This window comes from Larkinella fluvii, assembly GCF_051857545.1.
GTDB lineage: Bacteria > Bacteroidota > Bacteroidia > Cytophagales > Spirosomataceae > Larkinella.
Map to the genome: position 1 here is coordinate 215952 of NZ_JBPZHB010000002.1, position 18787 is coordinate 234738.

The following is an 18787-nucleotide window of genomic DNA, read 5'->3' on the forward strand; positions in this document are numbered from 1 at the left end:
TGAAACCGCCCGGTTTTTTCATAAACTGCTAGGATTTTACCCGCACATACACAAGTTTAAAATTTCCCTTTCCGGTTTCCCGCTCGTCAATTTCGAACTGGTCGATGCTTTTCAACAGCGGAACCAGCTTTTTAAAACCGTAATTGCGGGGGTCGAAGTCGGCCTGTTTTTTGGGTAAGAGATTCCCGAGTTCGCCCAGAAACGCCCAACCGGATTCGTCGGCCAGGTCGTTGATGCTATCGGCAATCATCTTGATGACGTCTTTGTTTACCTTGCCAATCGCTTCGGGTTCCACAACGGCAATCGGCTCCGGTTCTTTCGCCGGTTTTACCGGGACCTCAACGGGCCTTGGCGTGGCTTTTTTCCGGGAACGGGTTTTGGCAGTCGCCGGTACGAGAACGGGAACGTGCTCGTTTTTTTTCAGGATTTCGAGGTAAATGAATTTATTACAGGCGGAGATAAACGGCGTTGGCGTTTTCTTTTCGCCGATGCCAAACACTTTCATCCCGGCTTCGCGCAGGCGGGTGGCCAGACGTGTGAAATCGCTGTCGCTCGAAACAATGCAAAACCCATCGACCCGCCCGGTATACAGAATGTCCATCGCATCGATGATCATGGCCGAGTCTGTCGCGTTCTTGCCGGTGGTATAGCTGTATTGCTGAATGGGCGTGATTGCATTTTCGAGCAGCACGGTTTTCCAGCCGGCTACGGTCGGTTTGGTCCAGTCGGCATAAATGCGTTTAAACGTCGGCGTTCCGTATTTGGCAATTTCTTCCAGCATACCCCGGACGTTGGAATAAGGCACATTGTCGGCGTCGATCAATACCGCAAGTCGGAGGTCAATGGCGGTTTCCATGGATTTTTCGGTTGGAAGCGGGCTATAGTGAATCGATAATCCGGCAACTTTACCGAAAATTATGCAGAAGTCAACCTCACCGGACAAGCTTCTTGCCCGGTGAGGAAGGAATTACGCGGTTTTACTCTCTTTCGGCTCTTCCGTGTGACTTTTGAATTTGGTGGCGATATCGTCGTAGGCAGCATCGACTTTCCGCTTGAGGCTTTTGACGGAATGGTTGTATTCATCTTTCAGGTCTTCCAGATAATCCTCTCCCTTTTCCCGGATCTTTCTGCGGACCTTTTCCCCTTTTTCCGGTGCAAACAAGATGCCCAGGGCCACACCGGCGGTGGCTGCCAGCAAAACGCTCAAGATTACTTTTTCGGTTTTCATGGTGTACAATGGTACGGTTTGTAATGATTACTGAATTCGATTTACAAAACTAAACGGATACAAAGTAGCGGAAACTGATCGATATTGGGCATAAAACTGAAAATTATCACCTCTGACGGGCTACAGTGCCATGCCTTCAATCAGCAGAACCCGTTCAATCGACTGGTCTTTCAACGCCAGATACTGCTGGCGTTGCGGATCATCACGGTACGCTTCAAAGTCGGCCTTCGTTGGAAACGTGACGAGGTGAAGTTCGTACGGACGGCCCAGCGTGGTCGCGATCACCGCCGATTGGGGTGGCCGGACCCGGTAAAGCAATTCGCCCCCATACTGATCGAGTAAGGGCAAAACGTGCTCTTCGAAGGCGTGAAAAATCGTTTCCTGCCCCGGTTTCACAAACAGAATCTGGGTGTAATACAGCATGGTTTATTCAATTAATCGGAACAACCGGTTCCAACGGATTTTAGTCCAAACCGTCGACGGGTCGGGGTCGATCGACATCCAGACGAAAACCGCCTTGCCAACGATGTGATTCTCCGGCACAAAACCCCAGTAGCGCGAATCGTCGGAGTTGTGGCGGTTGTCGCCCATCATGAAATAATAATCCTGTTTGAAGGTATACGACGTGATCGGCTGACCGTTGATCGTGAGGCTGTTCGCAGTCATTTCCACCTTCTCATTGCTTTCGTGGCGGTTAATCAGCGTGCCATAAATCGCGAGGGTTTGTGGGTTGATCGGGACGGTTTGTCCTTTTTTCGGAACCATCAGCGGACCAAAATTGTCGCGGTTCCAGGCATACGCCGAGCCGCCGTAAATGCCCGGAGCGAGTTGCCCGGCGGGTTCCGTCATTCGCTCGATTCCCTTCACCCAGTCCAGTTCTTTCAGTTTGGCAATGACCTCCGGCGTGGTCGTGACGCTGTAGCCCACCAGCATGGAAGCCTTCGTGGCTTCGTTGTATTCTTCGATGGGTTGCCAGTTGATAAATGGCCCTTCTGCCGATTTGTAATCGTTGATGATGTTGTATTTCCGGAAAAACCGCTCGTTCAGCACCTCCGTCGTTCTCATGAAATAACTGGTTTCGGCCCGAACCGGCGTTGGAAACACCTTCCCATTGACGTAAACCTGCTCCTGCCGGATTTCGAGTTGGTCACCCGGAATACCGATGCAGCGCTTGATGAGGTTGGTTCGCAAATCCATCGGATAGTCCGGTTCGCCAGCTTTGGGCGGGGGGAAATTGAACACCACGACATCACCGTTTTTTACGGTCGTAAAACCGGGTAGCCGATACGTTGGCAATTGAATCAGGTCGCTGTACGACGGTATTTCCGTCCCCCAGATCTTCTGGTGGGTGAGGGGCACCTGCAAAGGCGTCTGGGGCGTTCGGGAACCGTAGTGTAGTTTACTGACAAACAGGAAATCGCCCACCAGCAGGCTGTTCTCCATCGACGGCGTCGGAATGGCATAGGCTTCAAAGGTCAGAAACCGGATTAGCGTCGCGGCAATCACCGCAAACAAAATCGAATCGAGCCATTCCCGCAGGAACGATTTTTTAGGTTTGGTGGGCTTGGTTTGGGCGTTGCGCATGAGTTGGCAGAATCTGAGGTTACGAATCGTTACCGGGCATACGATCAGGGCGCAATCGGGTACCCCGAATAACCGCCATCATCATTCGGGCAAAGTAAGAAGCAACCGTTTAGGACGGTTTATTTTTTACAGGGGAGGTTGTCTGCTTTGCTGAATGGTGGGGCTGGTCTTGACCAGCATAATTAAAGCTATTCCGATTTCAAACTCTTCACCGGATTCATCAACGCGGCTTTGATACTCTGGAACGAAACCGTCGCAAAGGCAATCGCGATGGCGGTGACCGCCGTCAGGACGAAAACCCACGGGCTGATGCTGGTTCGGTACACGAAGCCTTCCAGCCATTGATTCATCACCCACCACGCCACCGGCGACGCCAGCACGAGGGCAATCAGAACCAGCTTCAGCAGATCTTTGGAAAGTAGCGTCACCAGTCCGGGTGTCGAGGCACCCAGCACCTTGCGGATGCCAATTTCTTTGGTGCGCTGTTCGGCCATGAACATCGACAAACCGAACAAACCGAGGCAGGAAATCAGGATGTCAACACCGGCGAAAATACCGAAGAGTTGTTGCTGCGTTTGCTCGGTGGTATAAAGCCGCCCAAACCGCTGATCCAGAAACTCATAGGAAAAGGGCTGGCTGGAAAACCGCCGTTTCCAGACGGACTCGATGTGCGCCAGGGCCGTCTGCAAACCGGCCCCACCCGCCACGTGAACCGAAATCCAGTTGTGCTGCTCGGGCAGCATAAACATCGCAATGGGAGGGATGGCCTGGCGGAGGGATTCAAAGTGAAAATCTTTGGTGACGCCCACCACCTGACCGCGTCGTTGGCCGTAGCCAAACGGTTTCCCAATGGCCTGCTCGGGGTTTTTCCAGCCCAACATGCGGGCTGCGGTTTCGTTCAGAATAAAAGCCGCCGTGTCATCCGTGGTGTAGGCGCGGGAGAAGTTTCGCCCGGCCGCCATTTTCATGTTGTAGGTGGGAATAAAATCGTGATCGATCGATAAGGCCTTGAGAATCACTTTGGAAGGTGCCATGCTGTCGCCTTTGGCCACGTAGGCATCCCAGGAATCCAGCAGCCGCCCCGACGGAATCCGCGATGACTGTCCCACTTCCAAAACCGATGTGTTGCTCTTTAACTCCTGCTTCAGCGCTTCGGCATTGACCGTCGAATCCTCCACCGTCCGCAGCAAAACGATCTGGTCTTTCTGGTATCCCAGTTTGTAGTTTCGAATGTAATCCATCTGGTTGTAGACCACCATCGTGCTGATAATGAGCACGACCGCAATGGCAAACTGGGTCACCACCAGCGCCTGCCGGAACCGCCCCGTCCGCATGGCCGAGGCAATTTTCCCTTTCAGCACGCTGATGGGTTGAAACGAAGTCAGGAAGAAAGCCGGGTAACTCCCCGACACCAGACCCGTTAACAGCGTGACGCCGGCCACGATGCCCAGAAAAACCGGGTGCGTCAACTGATCCAGCGTCAGTTGCTTTTGGGTGAAGTCATTGAGGAAAGGCAGACACAAAACGACCAGAACCACCGCCAGACTCAACGCAAAAACCACCAGCATAATGGATTCGCTCAGAAACTGGCCCACGAGTTGACTCCGGTGAGCGCCCACCACTTTTCGCATCCCGACTTCCTTTGCCCGACCCGCCGAACGGGCTGTTGCCAGATTCATGTAGTTAATGCAGGCAATGAGCAGAATGAACAGGCCAATGGCCGAAAACATGTAGACATAGCGAATATCGCCATCGGCCTCCAGCGCATCGTCCGTGTCGGAGCGGAGGTGAATATCGGTCAATTTTTGCAGGTTCAGAACCGAATACGTCGATGCTTTGGGTTCGATCCGGCGGTTTTGAAACGCCGGAAACGCCTTGACCAATTTATCCGGATCAGTGCCCTTGGCCAGCAAAACATACGTTAGAAACGAGTTGTTGCCCCAATTGGTCCGCAGGCTTTCGGCGCCGTAAACCCGGTTGTCGTTCAGCGTGTTGAACGAGATCAGAAAATCCGGACGAATGTGCGACTGCGATGGTAAAGGTTCAAAAACGCCCGTCACCATCAATTCAAACTGGTTGTTGCTCCGCAGGCTTTTTCCCATCGGCGATTCCTTCCCGAAATATTTCTCCGCCATGGGCCGCGACAGCATGATGGAAAACGGTTGCGCCAGGGCCTGCACCGGATTCCCGCTGATTACCTTGAAATCCAGCACGTTAAAAATCGCTTCTTCGGCAAAAAGCACCCGGCTTTCGTTGTAGGTGTGCTCACCGTATTTGAGCAACGAGCTGGTACTGAGGGTCCGAACGACCTCTTCGGCCTGCGGAAAATCCTGTTTGATCAGTGGACCGAACGGAGGAGCCACGGTGCCGAGTTTCAGCTCGACGGTGCCGTCATTGGCATTGAGAAAGGTGCGCAAAACCCGGTAGGTCCGGTCGGCTTTGGTATTGAAACGGTCGAAACTAACTTCGTCGCGGACGTAGAGGGCGATCAGCAGGAAGCAGGCCAGTCCGATGGCCACACCGACTATGTTGATAAAGCCGAATGTTTTGTGTTTCAGCAAATTGCGAAACGCAATTTTTAGGTAATTGCTCAGCATAAGGTTCGTCGTTCACTGTCCGTACAAGGCACGTTTTCAGAATGCTCAAACTGTATACCATAAAACGCAATGATCTGATTTTAAGGAATTTATGGTCTGACGATGAGTCCATTTGTCCGTTTACGGACGGTTGGCCGTTCGCTGGCGGACAGGAAAAAGAGGTTATTTCGCAGAGTTTATCAGAGGAAATCAGAGTTAAGCAGAGTTTTATTTTTCTCTGATAAACTCTGATTTCCTCTGATAAACTCTGCGAAATAACTCACTCACTTCTCAAGCTCTCCACCGGATTCATCAAGGCGGTTTTTGCCGATTGAAGCGAAACCGTCAGCAAGGTGATGCCGATGGCCATCAAACCGGCCAGGGCAAATACCCACCCTTGAATCTCAACGTGATAGACGAAGTTTTGCAGCCAGCGGCTCATTGCCCAACCCGCTACGGGCGAGGCTACGGCAATGGCCACCAGCACCGGTTTCAGGAAGTCTTTCGACAACAGGGCGACAATGTCCAGAACTGTCGCGCCCAGCACTTTCCGCACACCGATCTCCCTTGTCCGCTGTTGTGTGGCCAGTTTCGCCAGACCGAACACGCCGAGGCCGCAAATCAGGGTCGCCAGCAGGGTTGCATAGCTTATAATTTGCTGCCATTTCTGCTCCAATTCATAGGCTCTGGCGTTCAGCTCATCCTGAAAACCGTAGTCCATTTCAAATGAAGGGTAGGCTTTCCGGTATACGTTCTTCAAAACGGCCAGGGCTTCTTTTTGGCGGTTTTTGTCGATTTTTACCAAAATTCCGCTGGATTGATCCTCTCGCATGAACAGTGCCATCGGCCGAATGCGCTCCCGCAATGAACTGGCATGAAAATCCTTGACCACGCCAACGATAGTCAGCGGTTTCTGGCTGAAATTCTCGTGCAATCGAATGGTTTTTCCAATCGGCTTCTCCAGCCCCGCGGTCTTTACGAACGTTTCATTGACCAGAACGGCTTCGGTTTTGTCAGACACGAAAGCAGGGGAGAGGTTGCGACCGGCTTTCAGACGGATGCCCAAAACCGGCAGGTAGTTTTCGTCAATGTACTGGTAGTGGCTCTCGATTTTCCGGTTCCCCACGCGGGTCTCGTACGATCCCCCCAGATCACTGTTAAACGAGACGTTTCGGATCAACGGTTCGCCCGCCAGTTCGGTCCGCAGAAAAGCCTGATCGACTTTCAAATCAGTACTGAAAGGAATGTACGTTCCGACGACCTGATACGGATCATAGCCCAGGTCCTTCGTCCGCACATAATCCATCTGATGGTAGAAAACCGTGGTCGCAATCACCAGAAAAACCGACAGGGCAAACTGAATCATGACGAGCGTTTGCCCCAACCAACTCCGCCCCGAAAGTCGCGGTTTATTGTACAATACATCGGTGGGTTTAAAATTGGACAGAACGAGCGCCGGATACAGACCAGCTAGTAAAATATTGAAAATGAGTAGTATGATAAAATAAAGCAGAAGCTCGCCGTCCAGAATTTCACGAAAAACGATGGCTTTGCCGGCTAACTGGTTAAAAACCGGTAGCGTCAACTGCGCGAGCAGAATCGCCACCACAAAAGCACCCAGACACAGAATGGCGGACTCCCCCAGGAATTGAGCCATAATGCGTTGCGAACTGCTCCCCGTCAATTTCCGAACCCCGATTTCTTTGGTCCGTTTCAGCGAGTTCGCCAGACTGATGTTGATGAAATTAGTGGAAGCCATCAACAGGATAAAGGCCGAAATACCCAGAAACAGGTACGAAAAAACCGGATTACTGCCATTGGTGATGCCCCCTTCCCGGTTCCCTTTGCTGTGATATAACGGGTTGAGATGAATGTCGGTCATGGGTTGTAATCCATACCGAATTGCCGGATCAAAACCGTAATTCTTCCGGTTTTCGGCCACCTGCTGCCGGGCGTGTACCGCATAAACGGTACTGAATTTTCGGACAACCAAATCGCGATCGGCCTGTGGATGCAGCACGACAAAGGTGCTCAGATAGGAGTTCAGCCAACTGGTATCGTCGAACGACACCTGCATGAACCGAAACGGAAACAGCAGATCGAACTGGAGCGAGGAATTTTGGGGCGGGTCCTGCACCACACCGGTGATGATCGATGCCCCCACCCGCTTACCGGAAGGCCCATCTTCCAGCAGCGTTTTCCCGATCACATCGAGGCTGTTGAACAGTTTCCGCGCTGTTCGTTCGGTGATGACAACCGTGCCTGCACCCCGCAAGGCGGTTTTTGGATTACCGCTTAACAGCCTGAACGAAAACACATTGAAAAAAGTGGAGTCGACAAAGAAGGGGTGCAGAACAAATGATTTATGGTTGGCCACGAACATGCCCTGGATGTCACCGCCCATCACCCGCACGTAGTTCTGTACTTCAGGCACCTCCGCTTTAAAGGTCGGTCCCTGCACCTGACCCGTTCCTCCGTTCGTCTCGCCGGTTCCGCCCCGGGTTTCGGTCACGGTCGTTGTGATCCGGTAGAGGTTCGGATTTTTCTCGTGGAACCGGTCATAGCTTTGTTCATCTTTTAGGTAGAGAATCGCCAGCAACAGGCAGGTGATGCCAGCGGCCAGGCCAACGACGTTAATGACCGAATACAGCCGGTTTTGCCACAAGTGGCGGAAGGCAATTTTGAGGTAATTTTGGAGCATAAACGTGCCGGAGAACTTTTTACAGTCCTGAGAATAGAAGCGAAAGTCCTAAAGGAAAAAGATACGGATTAAGCGGTTCCCGATGCGTTAGGACGGGATTCCAGGCGATACCCTACGCCGTGAACGGCAACGATCCTGAGCGTCGGGTCGTCCTGCAATAGTTTCCGCAGACGCGATACAAACACATCGACACTGCGCCCGACGATGATGCCTTCGTCTTCCCAGACCGATTTGAGAATAAAATCACGTTCCAGCAGTTGGTTCGGATTCATGGCAAAAAGGCGGAGCAGCTTGGCTTCGCGGTAGGTCAGGTTGTGGACATGCCCCCCGGCGCTCAGCGTCAGATTGGTGGTGTCAAGGCTGGAATTTCCAAAATGAAGCTGGTGGTCGTCGTTAGGAACCGAATCCGGATCTATGGGTTCCTTCGGCGGGGACGACCGGCGCAAAACCGTGAAAACCAAGGCGGTCAACAAACTTCCGAAAGCCATCATCCACCAGGCAGAAGCCGTTTGCGGAGGTGTTTCGGAAGCCGTAAACCGAATCTGGAGATTGTAGCAGCCTTTGGCCTGTTCGCGACCGGTGCAGGCTACTTTCTGCTTTTTCGTTACATCCAAAACCGTATAACCCAGCTCGATTTTGCCATTCGAACAATTCAGGATGGCGACGTCATACGGTCGCGTAACCCCATGCAGCCGGAGGGATGCCTGCAAAACATCGGGCAGTTGGCTGTAGTTGAAGGTCTGATTCAGCCGGATCAGGAACGTGTTGGCATCGGTTTGCTGAACGGGCGAAATCCGGGAGGTCGAATCACCGGCGGCAGCCAGCAACCGGTGCGCCGTCCGGCGAAGGGCAAGATTGGCCTTCTCCGCAAAACGGTTCTGGTCGGCCTGCGCCGGGTTGGGGGTCGACCGAACGAACTGCACAAACAGCAGGCCCGTTAGCAGAACGAGGATGATTGCGATGATGCGGTTTGCTTTTCCCATAGCCCATTCTTTTTATTCCGTGCGCCTGACCTCCGTCAGAAATTTCTGCAATTCGTCCTTGACGTGGGGATCCATCCGTTCTTTTTTCAGTTCCTTCTCCAGCCGGCTGATGGCTTCCGGTTTTTGATTAATCCGGAGCAAAGCCTTTGCCAACGACAGCAGATAGACGTGGTAGCCGTACTTCGCAAAGAAATACTCGAAATATGGAACGGCCTCTGCTTTCCGACTGGATTCGATCAGTTTCTCGCCGGTTTTGATGAGGTTATCGTGATTAAAATACGTCAATTCGTACGTATAATACAACGGCTCATTTTGTAGAAAACGATCGAATACCGGCAACGCTGTTCCAACCGGCATCGTCTGAAGCAAAGAATCCAGGTATACCGAAACCGGTTTTCGGTTGACGTTAAGCGGTTTATCGCCGGCGAGTATTTTTTTAAGATAAGCCGTTGAATTGATGACATTGACCCGCCGACCCGTTTCCGCATCTGTTCGCCCGTTGGAATAAATGCCGACCAGCAGCCCATTGGTGTCGATAATTGGCGATCCGCTGGCACCACCCAAAAAGACCGTATCCATACCCGCGCCTTCAAACTGGACATAAAAGACGGGGCCTTCCGTTTTGACAACCGTCCCCTTTGCCGTCAGCGTCTGTTGAAAACGATAGGGATTGCCCGTCAGATACACGTTTTCTCCGACCAAAACCGCCTTTTCCCGCAACCTGACCGGCTGAATTTTTGGTGAAACCGACTTGGTTGAGAAAACAAGCCAATCCCGCTGCAATACTCCGTTGTCAAAACCATCCCACAGTTTTTCGGTGGAATCTTCGTTCATCAACCGATCGATGACCACCGAATCGGCGGGGTGGTATTTCGGGTACATCTTCCACGTTTTAAGCTGGTCGTTGATCACCACCCGCTTCGTGGCTTTGTTGCGGGCGACCCACAAAATGTGTTTCGCCGTTACCGCCAGCGTGTCTTTTCCGGTATCGAGCAAAAAACCGCTGGCGGCATAGGTGATCGTCGGGTCCTCGTATCGATCCCCGTTTTTATATAATACCTCATTGACCAGGGCAATCGGCGGCCACTGTTCGGCCGGTTTTTGAATCCATTTTTCGGGACTTTGGGCAAATCCAAAGACCGGTAGTGCAAGCACCCAAATTAATATTTTTCTCATCGCGATTAGAGGCCTGGTCAACATCCGTCCCCTTTTCTGAATGGGAGTTTAAGAAACCAGAAAAGCTTCAACCGGATGATTCGTCGGGCTACTGCGTCTTCTTTCCGGATCGGTTCTATCACCAGATCGTCGCCGGCCTGCGCGTAGGCCAGCACGTCTGATAGCTCAATTTCAGCCTTCTCGCAATGCCCATCCGCTTTTGTCCTATTGAGCGGTTTTCCGTCCCGTCGCAGATAAACCCGGAATGGTATTTTGATGGCATCGGGCGAATAGGGGTCGCCGGCCACAACAGCCAATTTACCCCGGCTATTGAGCGAGAAAAAGGAATAATCCAGCGGAATGCCATCTAAGAGCAAGGGATTATCGGAAAATTCTTTCGTTTTTTTCTCAGCAGTTGACTTACTGTTTTCGTGAGAATCGGTTACCCGGTTTTCGGTCAATAGTACGGAACCACTAAAAACAGACGGCTGGGGAAACGTACCGAACAAGAAGGCGAGAAAAATCCATTTTTTCGACATGGTGGTTTTTCGTTAAGTGGACAATGAACCAAATGTATAGTCCATTCCAAACGCAGCCAATCAATGCCCGTAAAACATTGTAAACGAAATGTAAAAGCTTTCTATTCAGTCATTAAAAGGCTTTCTATCCGATGGTTACCGTAGGAGTCGGAAGAGCCAAACTTTTTTTAAGAAATCGCTTCTAATTCTTTAAAAATCTTTTAAAGGAGAATAATCCAAAAACGGCAGAAATAATTTCTGGGATAGGGATTGGCGAAAAATCCCCAATTTCCTATTAAATTACCGCCATAATGGGAAATTAAATAGAGTAATGTCACTATTCAGCAAAACAATTGTTCGTTTCCCGATCGTACTCAACATACCCACCTGTAATTCTCTTTTACCATTTCTAACTTCATTTCCCCCATGCGAAAACCAGTACTTTTTTTGAACCGGAAAGCGCCATTCAACCGCCGGTCTCGGTCCTACACCCTCGTTCTGCTGGCCATCGGAATGGCATTGTCTGCTCCGCCGGCTTCAACCTATGCCAACCCGGCCAAATCCGGAGCGGTGGTCACCCTTGAAAAAGAAGTAACCGGAACCGTTAAAGATAACAATGGCAATGCGCTGCCGGGGGTAAACGTCGTCATCAAAGGCACGACCAAAGGCACGACCACCAACAGTGTCGGAAAGTATACGCTGATGGTCGACAATGACGCTACGGTTTTGATTTTTTCGTTCATCGGAGCTTTGTCGCAGGAGGTTACCGTGGGCGATCGTTCGGTGGTCGATGTGACGCTTCAGGAAGATGCCAAGCAGTTGAACGAAATCGTCGTGACGGCGCTCGGAATCGAACGGAACGCGAAAACCCTGACGTATGCTACCCAGCAGATCGACGGCAAAAAACTGGTCGATGTCCGGGATGCCAACTTTGTCAACACCCTTTCCGGAAAAGTGGCCGGGATGGTCGTGACGCAAGCCTCTTCGGGTCCGGGCTCGGCTACGCGGGTCGTTCTGCGCGGAAACCGCTCCATTACCGGTAACAACAACGCCCTGTTTGTGATCGACGGTGTTCCGGTCGACAACACCGTTCGTGGCCAGGTCACCGGCGACTTCGGTGGCATCAACGGCAGCGACGGTGCCAACAACATCAACCCCGACGACATCGAGTCGATGAACGTGCTGAAAGGCCCGGCAGCCTCGGCCCTTTACGGCAGCCGTGCCGCCAACGGGGTTATCATGATCACGACGAAAAAAGGGAAAGCCGGGAAAGTCTCGGTGGATGTCAATTCGGGCGTGGTGATGGAATCACCGTTCGTATTGCCCAAACTGCAGAATACGTTTGGACAGGGTGCCGGTGGCAAAACCAGCGCCAACTCGCCGTATAGCTGGGGAGCCGCTGCCACCACTTATCCCGACAACATCAAGGACTTTTTCCGGGATGCCGTTTCGACCAACAATTCGGTGGGTATTGCGGCTGGTAGCGAAAAGGTGCAGACCTATACGTCCTACACCAACAACTACAACCAGGGCATTCTGCCGAACAACGAGCTGATGCGTCACACGCTGAACCTCCGGCTCACCTCGCAGATTACGAAGCGGTTTTCGACCGACGCCAAGATTACCTACGTCAACCAGAAGATTGACAACAAACCCCGCTCCGGTGAGGAAAGCTCGGTGACGATGAACCTCTACAAGGTGCCGCGCAGTGTGGATCTGAACAACATCTACAATACGTATGAAGATGCCAACGGCAAACCGACCTACTGGACCAGCTCGGGGATTTATATGAACCCTTACTGGACGCTCAACAAAACGTTTGCGCTCGAAAAACGGAACCGGGTGATTGCCCTCGGTTCGGCCAAATACCAGTTGACCGACTGGCTGAATGTGCAGGGACGGCTCAGTTATGACTGGTATGCCGATCGCTACAACTTCGGGTATGCGAACAACACGCTGTTGTTTGCCGGAGCGGGTGGGTCCTATTCGGATTACACGGGTGAGCAACTGGAGCGCAACATGGACGTGATCATTTCTGGAAACAACAACGTCGGGAAAGACTTCGCCGTGACCTACAACGTGGGTGCCGGATCGACCTACAACCGTTTCTCACAGGTGGGAGCCAGCACCAACGGTCTGTCGGTTGCCAACCGCTTCGATCTGTCTTTTGCGTCGAACCTGACCCAGATTACCGGATATAGCGAGAAAGAACTGCAATACGTGTTCGGAACCGCTTCCGTTTCGTTCCGCGATTACCTGACGGTCGATGCTTCAGTGCGGAACGACTGGTCGTCTACGCTGCCCAAACCGTATTCCTACATTTACTCGTCGTTCGGGGCTAACGTTATTCTTTCCGATGCGGTAAAACTACCGAGCTGGATCAGTTTTGCCAAACTACGCGGTTCGTGGGCGCAGGTGGGGAACGATGCCGCGCCGTATAGCCTGCTGCAAACGTATGCATTTTCACAGGGTGGAACGGGCGGTTATATTTCCCGCAGCACAACCCGCCCGGCTGAAAACCTGAAACCTGAAATTTCGTCGTCTACCGAATTTGGGGCCGATGTCCGGTTTCTGGGCGGCCGCTTAGGCGTTGATTTTACCTATTACAACAGCAATACGGTCAACCAGTTGCTTTCGCTGGGTCTGGCTCCGGCATCGGGTTTTGCCAGCCAGTTTGTCAATGCCGGGAAAATCAACAACAAAGGGTTTGAACTGACCCTGAGCGCATCGCCGTTGAAAGGCAACCGCTTTACCTGGGATGCCTCACTAAATTTCGCCCGGAACGTCAACACCATCGTCGAACTCCACCCGAACATCAAGCGGGCCACCCTTGGCGGTAACACGCGTACGACCACCGCCGTGGTTGTTGAAGGCGGCTCTTATGGCGATCTGGAAGCCTATGGCTGGGCCAAAGATGCACAGGGGCGTTTGTTGGTAAATGCCAATGGTCTTCCGGTTGTTAGTGCTTTTGGTATTATCGGCAACTTCAATCCCAAATTTACGTTTGGTTTCAGCAACACGTTCTCTTACAAGAACTTTGTGATGAGCTTCCTGGTCGACGGTCGGGTGGGCGGCATCATGGTTTCCGGAACGGATGGCAACCTGGCGTATGACGGAACGGCCGAGTACACGCTCGAAAAACGCGAAGGTGGCTGGGTACTGCCGGGTGTAACGGCAACCGGCGAAACCAACACGAAGGCCATTACTTCCGAGCAATTCTGGCAAACCGTATCGCAGGGACGTTATACCTGGGGTGAGTTTTTCTCGTATTCAACCACGAATGTGCGGTTAAGAGAAGCAACTTTGGGCTACAACATTCCGTTCCCGCAAGGTTTTTTCATCAAAAATGCCCGGCTGTCGCTCACGGCACGCAACCTGTTTTTCTTCTACCGGGGCAACGCCACGATGGACATTCCCGGTTTGAAAACCCGCAAGCTGCCGTTTGACCCCGATGTGAACCTGAGTGCGGCCAACTACCAGGGTTCCGAATACGGCGCGCTGCCGTCGACCCGTACCGTTGGTCTTAACCTAAAATTAGGATTCTAAAAACTGAACCGAACGTCTTTTTGGAATCAACAATCAACACAGAACTCACCATGAAAATAGTAGGTACTAAAGTAATGAGATTATCCGCTATCGGCCTGATTGCCGGGGCGGCCGGCATTTGGAGTGGCTGTACGAGCGATTTTGACGAAATCAATACCAGCAAAACCGCTCTTACCACGCTGAGTGCTACCGAACTTCCGTATTTGTTCTCGCGGGCGCAGCAACAGGCGTCGTATGCCGCCGGGACGTACCAGACGGCCCAGAACCTGTTTGCGGATCTGTACGCCCAATACTACGCGACGACAACGCCGAACTTCCAGTCGGACCGGTACTTTATGCACCGGACCTGGATCAACTCGCACTGGAACCCGATTTATACGCAGGTGGTGCCGCAGTTGAAAACCTTGTTCGACCAGACCGACCCGACTTCGTCGCAGTATGCACTGGCCAGCATCTGGTGGGTGTTTGCGTTTCACCGCCTGACGGATTACTACGGTCCGGTACCATATTTCGACGCGGGTATTCCGGCCAACAGCGTTAAATATGATCCGCAGGACAAAATTTACGACGACTTCTTCAAACGTCTGGCGGCTGCAACGACGGTATTGAAAGGCAAAACGGCGGAAAAACCGTACGGGAGCTACGATATCATCTACGCGGGCGATGTCAACAAATGGATCAAATTTGCCAACACCCTGCGGCTGCGGCTGGCGATGCGGATTTCGAAAGTAGATCCGGCCCGGGCCAAAACCGAAGCGGAGGCTGCCATCGCAGGCGGCTTGCTGACCGACGTTGCCGACAATGCGCTGATGACCAAAAACCAGGTGGGGAATGACTACAACGGTCTGGCGACGATTTCGGGCTGGGGTGAGTTTCGGATGAGTGCGTCAATGGAGTCGATCCTGAAAGGCTTCGATGATCCCCGGATCGGGATTTACTTCCAGCCGGCTTTCAACACCAAAACGTATGAAGGCGTCCGCAACGGGCTGGGTTCCGTCGAATTGACCGATCCCCTCAACAACAACGACAACAACTCTAACATCGGAGAGCGTTGGGTGAGAAATACCGGTGCCGGCTCGGCCTGGGCGCAGCAATACGCTACCAAACAGGATATTATGCACACGGCTGAAGCGTATTTCCTGGTAGCCGAGGCCGCTCTGAATGGCTGGAATGTGGGTGGAACGACGGCCCAACAGGCCTACGAAAAGGGCATCCGGGCGTCGATGGACGGCTGGGGAATCAGCAGTGCCCTGACCGACGCCTATATTGTCAGCACCAAAACGCCGATTGCCCCGCAGGATCAACAGAAATCACCGGCTTTGTCGACGATTCCGGTCAAATGGGGCGCGACGGAAGCCATTCAGCGGGAGCAGATTGGTACGCAGAAATGGCTGGCGGTATATCCCGATGGCATCGAAGCGTGGGCCGAAGTTCGCCGGACGCGGTTCCCGAAATTGTACCCGGTGGTCAACTCGGTCAACACCGACGTTCCGACGACGGCCTATCCCCGCCGGATTCCGTTCCTGCTGCTGGAAGAAACCTCCAACACGGCAGCGGTCAAAGCGGCTGTTGCACTGCTAGGCGGCCCGGACAACGCGGCAACGCCGTTGTGGTGGGATAAGAATAAATAAGTGATTATTTCGCGGAGTTGAGCGGAGAAGAAAGGAGTTAAGCGGAGGTATAAATCTCTGCTTAACTCCTCTTTTTTCCTCCGCTCAACTCCGCGAAATAACCTCTTCTACTCAAGACTCCACCAGCATCCGCCGTTGTTTCACCAGATCCTCCCGCTTCACGAAGGTGATCGGCACAAACTGGTCGGTGGGCGAACCGATGTAGTAGAGCGTCCAGTCCTGATCATAACCCGCCAGCATCTGTCGGATGCAATCCACGCGGTCGATGGTCGGAATGTTGCAGTCTTCCCAGTAAAACAGCTCCACGCGGTAGTGCAATTCCTGCCGCTTGCCGTTGATGGTGACTTCGATTTCGATGTCCTGTTTGCCGGGCATCATGGGAATGGGAATAGCGATATGTGCCATAGTTATAGGAGATTGGAAGTTTCAGTTATTCACTCCGAAGACTTTTTACCGGGTTGGTCAAAGCTGCTTTGATGCTCTGGAAACTCACGGTTACAAAAGCAATGACAAGGGCCAAAACGGCCCCGGCGCCAAAAATCCACCATTCAATATCAACTTTGTACGCAAAATCCTGCAACCACTTGTCGGTGAAATAGTAGGCAATCGGCGACGCAATCAGGATGGCGGCCAGCACCAGCTTTAGAAAATCGCGGGTCAGCAATCCCACAATACTAACGACCGTGGCTCCCAAGACCTTACGAACCCCCACCTCTTTAATTCGTTGATAGGCAATCAGGGTTGACAACCCAAACAGCCCCAGGCAACTGATGACCACGGCCACCGCCGTTGCCAAATTAATGACCTGGGACATATTCCGATCACTGGCGTAGATTTCTTCCAGCGTGCTGTCGTAGAACTTGTATTCAAACGGTTCGGTGGGGTAGAAGTTTTTCCAGATTTTTCCGATCTGTTGGATGGCTGTCTGCCACTGTTCCGGATTCGACGTACTGAGTTTGATGTTAAAAGTCGTCAGGCTATTTTTGTTCGTCATCAGCAGAACCGGATCAATTTTCTGGTAAAACGAGCCGATGTGAAAATCTTTCACCACGCCGACAATCGGGATCGGATGTCCATCAACCTCCTGAATGTATTTGCCAATCGCTTCCTGGGGCGACGAAATCCCGAATTCGTGCAGAGCGGTTTCGTTGATGATGTATTCGCGGGCGGTGTCGGACGCGGCCAGATTCCGGCCGGCCAGCAGCGGAATTTTATACATCGCCAGCAGGGTCGTATCGACGTATTTGAGAAACATCCCTTTCTCAATAATCTCGCCTTTCTTCGTTTTATACTGATAACTGTTGCTGCTAAACGACTGGTTCATGGGCGCATTGCCCAGCGCGACACCGGCAATACCGGGTTGTTTGGCCAGTTCCTGCTGCATCGTAAACTGGCGGTGCTTGTAAGCGGGTTTGTCGCTCAGTTTCCAGGGAACATTGACCAGTAACACCGCTTCCCGGTTGAATCCCAGGTCTTTATGGAGCAGGTAATTCAGTTGCCGTCCCACCAGCATCGTTCCGACAATGAACAGCTGGGCGATCACAAACTGAAAGACGATCAGGCTTTTGCGCAGGGTCAAACCGCCTTTTCCGACTTCCGCCGTGACCTGTCCGCGCATCATGCTCACGGCCTGAACGCGGGTGACGAGCCAGCCGGGGTACAGGCCGGAAAAACCGGTAACACCCACCAACAATACCACCAGAAAAAGGGCCATCTTTCCATAATCCGTATAGGCATTCATGCCGTCCGGAATCAACTTCTCGAAATACGTCAGCACCCACTGCGACAGGAAAGCCGAAAGCAAAACCGCCAGGATTGTAATCACCAGCGTTTCGCCCAGAAACTGCCGGATCAGGTGCCAGCGCGAACTGCCCAGCGTTTTGCGGATGCCGACCTCTTTGGCCCGTTGCGGCATCTGCGCTGTGGTGAGGTTGATGTAATTGATGCAGGCCAGCAGCAGCAGGAAAGCCGCAATACCCATCAAACCGTAGAGCACATTCCGGTTGGCCTTGCGGAGGTTTTCGCCGTATTCGGTCGAAAAATGCACCTGCGCCAGCGGAAGCAGTTCATGCCAGCGTTTAAAGTGGTACTTTTTCATATTTTCCGCGCCGTTCAGGGCAGAAATCGCATTGATCTGCTTCAACACCTTCGCCGGAACCGTATTCGGTACGAGTTGGATATACAGCCTATTGTTGGAACTGACCCCGCCCCAGCTCGGGTTCCGGTTGGTCGTTCCTTTTATGGGAAAGAACTCTTTGGCATCGAAACTGCTCGGAAAAGCGAGGTCGGCCACCACGCCCGAAACCCGTACCGTGACGGTATCGTCGTAAATAATCGTGCGGCCCAGCACCTTCGCCATGGGAACACCCGGAAAATATTTTTCCGCCCGGCTTTGCGTCAGGACCACCTGGTTGGGCGCATCCAGGGCCGTGGCCAGGTTGCCGGCCAGCCAGCGGTGCGGCACCATTTCAAAGTAGTCGTTGTTGGTGACGATGAGCTTTTCCGGTTCCGAAAACTGATTGGAACCGGCTTTTCCGCCCGGAATCAGCACGCTCTGTTTCCAGTGATCCCAAACCGGCACTACCTTCTCCAGACCCGGCACCTGTTCCTGGATGGCTTCGGCCATCGGCATTGGCACTCCGGCATTTTTTCCTTCATTCCCCTCCGACTTGAAATGACTAACCACCCGGTAAATCCGCTCACGATTCGGCTGTTGGGTGTCAAAGCTGAATTCATAGCTGACAATCCGGTAAATGACCCAGCAACCGCTGATGCCAATGGCCAGGCCCAGGATGTTGAGGGTGGTGAATAACCGGTTCCGCCAAAGGTGCCGCAGGGTGGTTGTGAGGTAGTTGTGAAGCATTT

General features: G+C 52.6%; 13 protein-coding genes. 2 read left to right on the forward strand and 11 right to left on the reverse strand.

Translation table 11 applies throughout. From position 1 onward, the window contains the following. Positions 1–28: 28 nt before the first annotated feature. From ACS5NO_RS04970 to ACS5NO_RS05010, 9 genes are all read right to left on the reverse strand, one after another. Complete coding sequence (locus tag ACS5NO_RS04970; protein WP_439414119.1) at positions 29–856, reverse strand: NYN domain-containing protein; 828 nt, start codon at positions 854–856, stop codon at positions 29–31. Positions 857–967: 111 nt separating this feature from the next. Beyond that, complete coding sequence (locus ACS5NO_RS04975; RefSeq protein ID WP_421829435.1) at positions 968–1228, reverse strand: YtxH domain-containing protein; 261 nt, start codon at positions 1226–1228, stop codon at positions 968–970. A gap of 120 nt (positions 1229–1348) precedes the next feature. Beyond that, positions 1349–1651, reverse strand: coding sequence for a DUF1330 domain-containing protein (locus tag ACS5NO_RS04980; RefSeq protein ID WP_439414120.1), 303 nt, complete (start codon positions 1649–1651; stop codon positions 1349–1351). 3 nt (positions 1652–1654) lie between these two features. After that, entirely contained in the window at positions 1655–2812 is a 1158-nt protein-coding gene (gene lepB / locus ACS5NO_RS04985; RefSeq protein WP_439414121.1) for a signal peptidase I, read from the reverse strand. Between the two features lie 188 nt (positions 2813–3000). Next, positions 3001–5409, reverse strand: coding sequence for an ABC transporter permease (locus ACS5NO_RS04990; RefSeq protein WP_439414122.1), 2409 nt, complete (start codon positions 5407–5409; stop codon positions 3001–3003). 259 nt (positions 5410–5668) lie between these two features. Further along, positions 5669–8089, reverse strand: coding sequence for an ABC transporter permease (locus tag ACS5NO_RS04995; protein WP_439414123.1), 2421 nt, complete (start codon positions 8087–8089; stop codon positions 5669–5671). A 68-nt stretch (positions 8090–8157) separates the two neighbouring features. Continuing rightward, positions 8158–9072 (reverse strand): winged helix-turn-helix domain-containing protein, encoded by a 915-nt coding sequence (locus ACS5NO_RS05000; protein ID WP_439414124.1) that lies wholly within the window; start codon positions 9070–9072, stop codon positions 8158–8160. Positions 9073–9084: 12 nt separating this feature from the next. Continuing rightward, positions 9085–10248, reverse strand: coding sequence for a S1 family peptidase (locus ACS5NO_RS05005; RefSeq protein ID WP_439414125.1), 1164 nt, complete (start codon positions 10246–10248; stop codon positions 9085–9087). 17 nt (positions 10249–10265) lie between these two features. After that, positions 10266–10766, reverse strand: coding sequence for a hypothetical protein (locus ACS5NO_RS05010; RefSeq protein WP_439414126.1), 501 nt, complete (start codon positions 10764–10766; stop codon positions 10266–10268). 405 nt (positions 10767–11171) lie between these two features. On the opposite strand from ACS5NO_RS05010, the gene ACS5NO_RS05015 reads away from it, so the two are divergent. Both ACS5NO_RS05015 and ACS5NO_RS05020 read left to right on the forward strand, forming a co-directional pair. After that, positions 11172–14291 carry a SusC/RagA family TonB-linked outer membrane protein gene (locus ACS5NO_RS05015; RefSeq protein ID WP_439414127.1) on the forward strand — a complete coding sequence of 1040 codons (3120 nt, stop codon included), beginning with the start codon at positions 11172–11174 and terminating at the stop codon, positions 14289–14291. Positions 14292–14365: 74 nt separating this feature from the next. Next, positions 14366–15922 carry a SusD/RagB family nutrient-binding outer membrane lipoprotein gene (locus tag ACS5NO_RS05020; RefSeq protein ID WP_439414128.1) on the forward strand — a complete coding sequence of 519 codons (1557 nt, stop codon included), beginning with the start codon at positions 14366–14368 and terminating at the stop codon, positions 15920–15922. A gap of 111 nt (positions 15923–16033) precedes the next feature. Here ACS5NO_RS05020 and ACS5NO_RS05025 read toward each other — a convergent pair whose 3' ends face one another. Both ACS5NO_RS05025 and ACS5NO_RS05030 read right to left on the reverse strand, forming a co-directional pair. Next, on the reverse strand, positions 16034–16327 hold the full coding sequence (locus tag ACS5NO_RS05025) for a hypothetical protein (RefSeq protein ID WP_439414129.1): 294 nt from the start codon (positions 16325–16327) through the stop codon (positions 16034–16036). Between the two features lie 25 nt (positions 16328–16352). Beyond that, positions 16353–18785 (reverse strand): ABC transporter permease, encoded by a 2433-nt coding sequence (locus ACS5NO_RS05030; protein WP_439414130.1) that lies wholly within the window; start codon positions 18783–18785, stop codon positions 16353–16355. Between the last annotated feature and the right edge of the window lie 2 nt (positions 18786–18787).

Coding starts and splice junctions, on each gene's coding strand:
- ACS5NO_RS05005 (WP_439414125.1), bottom strand. CDS start 10,248: ATGAGAAAAATATTAATTTGGGTGCTTGCACTACCGGTCTTTGGATTT.
- ACS5NO_RS04980 (WP_439414120.1), bottom strand. CDS start 1,651: ATGCTGTATTACACCCAGATTCTGTTTGTGAAACCGGGGCAGGAAACG.
- ACS5NO_RS05010 (WP_439414126.1), bottom strand. CDS start 10,766: ATGTCGAAAAAATGGATTTTTCTCGCCTTCTTGTTCGGTACGTTTCCC.
- ACS5NO_RS04995 (WP_439414123.1), bottom strand. CDS start 8,089: ATGCTCCAAAATTACCTCAAAATTGCCTTCCGCCACTTGTGGCAAAAC.
- ACS5NO_RS05025 (WP_439414129.1), bottom strand. CDS start 16,327: ATGGCACATATCGCTATTCCCATTCCCATGATGCCCGGCAAACAGGAC.
- ACS5NO_RS05015 (WP_439414127.1), top strand. CDS start 11,172: ATGCGAAAACCAGTACTTTTTTTGAACCGGAAAGCGCCATTCAACCGC.
- ACS5NO_RS04975 (WP_421829435.1), bottom strand. CDS start 1,228: ATGAAAACCGAAAAAGTAATCTTGAGCGTTTTGCTGGCAGCCACCGCC.
- ACS5NO_RS04990 (WP_439414122.1), bottom strand. CDS start 5,409: ATGCTGAGCAATTACCTAAAAATTGCGTTTCGCAATTTGCTGAAACAC.
- ACS5NO_RS04970 (WP_439414119.1), bottom strand. CDS start 856: ATGGAAACCGCCATTGACCTCCGACTTGCGGTATTGATCGACGCCGAC.
- ACS5NO_RS05020 (WP_439414128.1), top strand. CDS start 14,366: ATGAGATTATCCGCTATCGGCCTGATTGCCGGGGCGGCCGGCATTTGG.
- lepB (WP_439414121.1), bottom strand. CDS start 2,812: ATGCGCAACGCCCAAACCAAGCCCACCAAACCTAAAAAATCGTTCCTG.
- ACS5NO_RS05000 (WP_439414124.1), bottom strand. CDS start 9,072: ATGGGAAAAGCAAACCGCATCATCGCAATCATCCTCGTTCTGCTAACG.
- ACS5NO_RS05030 (WP_439414130.1), bottom strand. CDS start 18,785: ATGCTTCACAACTACCTCACAACCACCCTGCGGCACCTTTGGCGGAAC.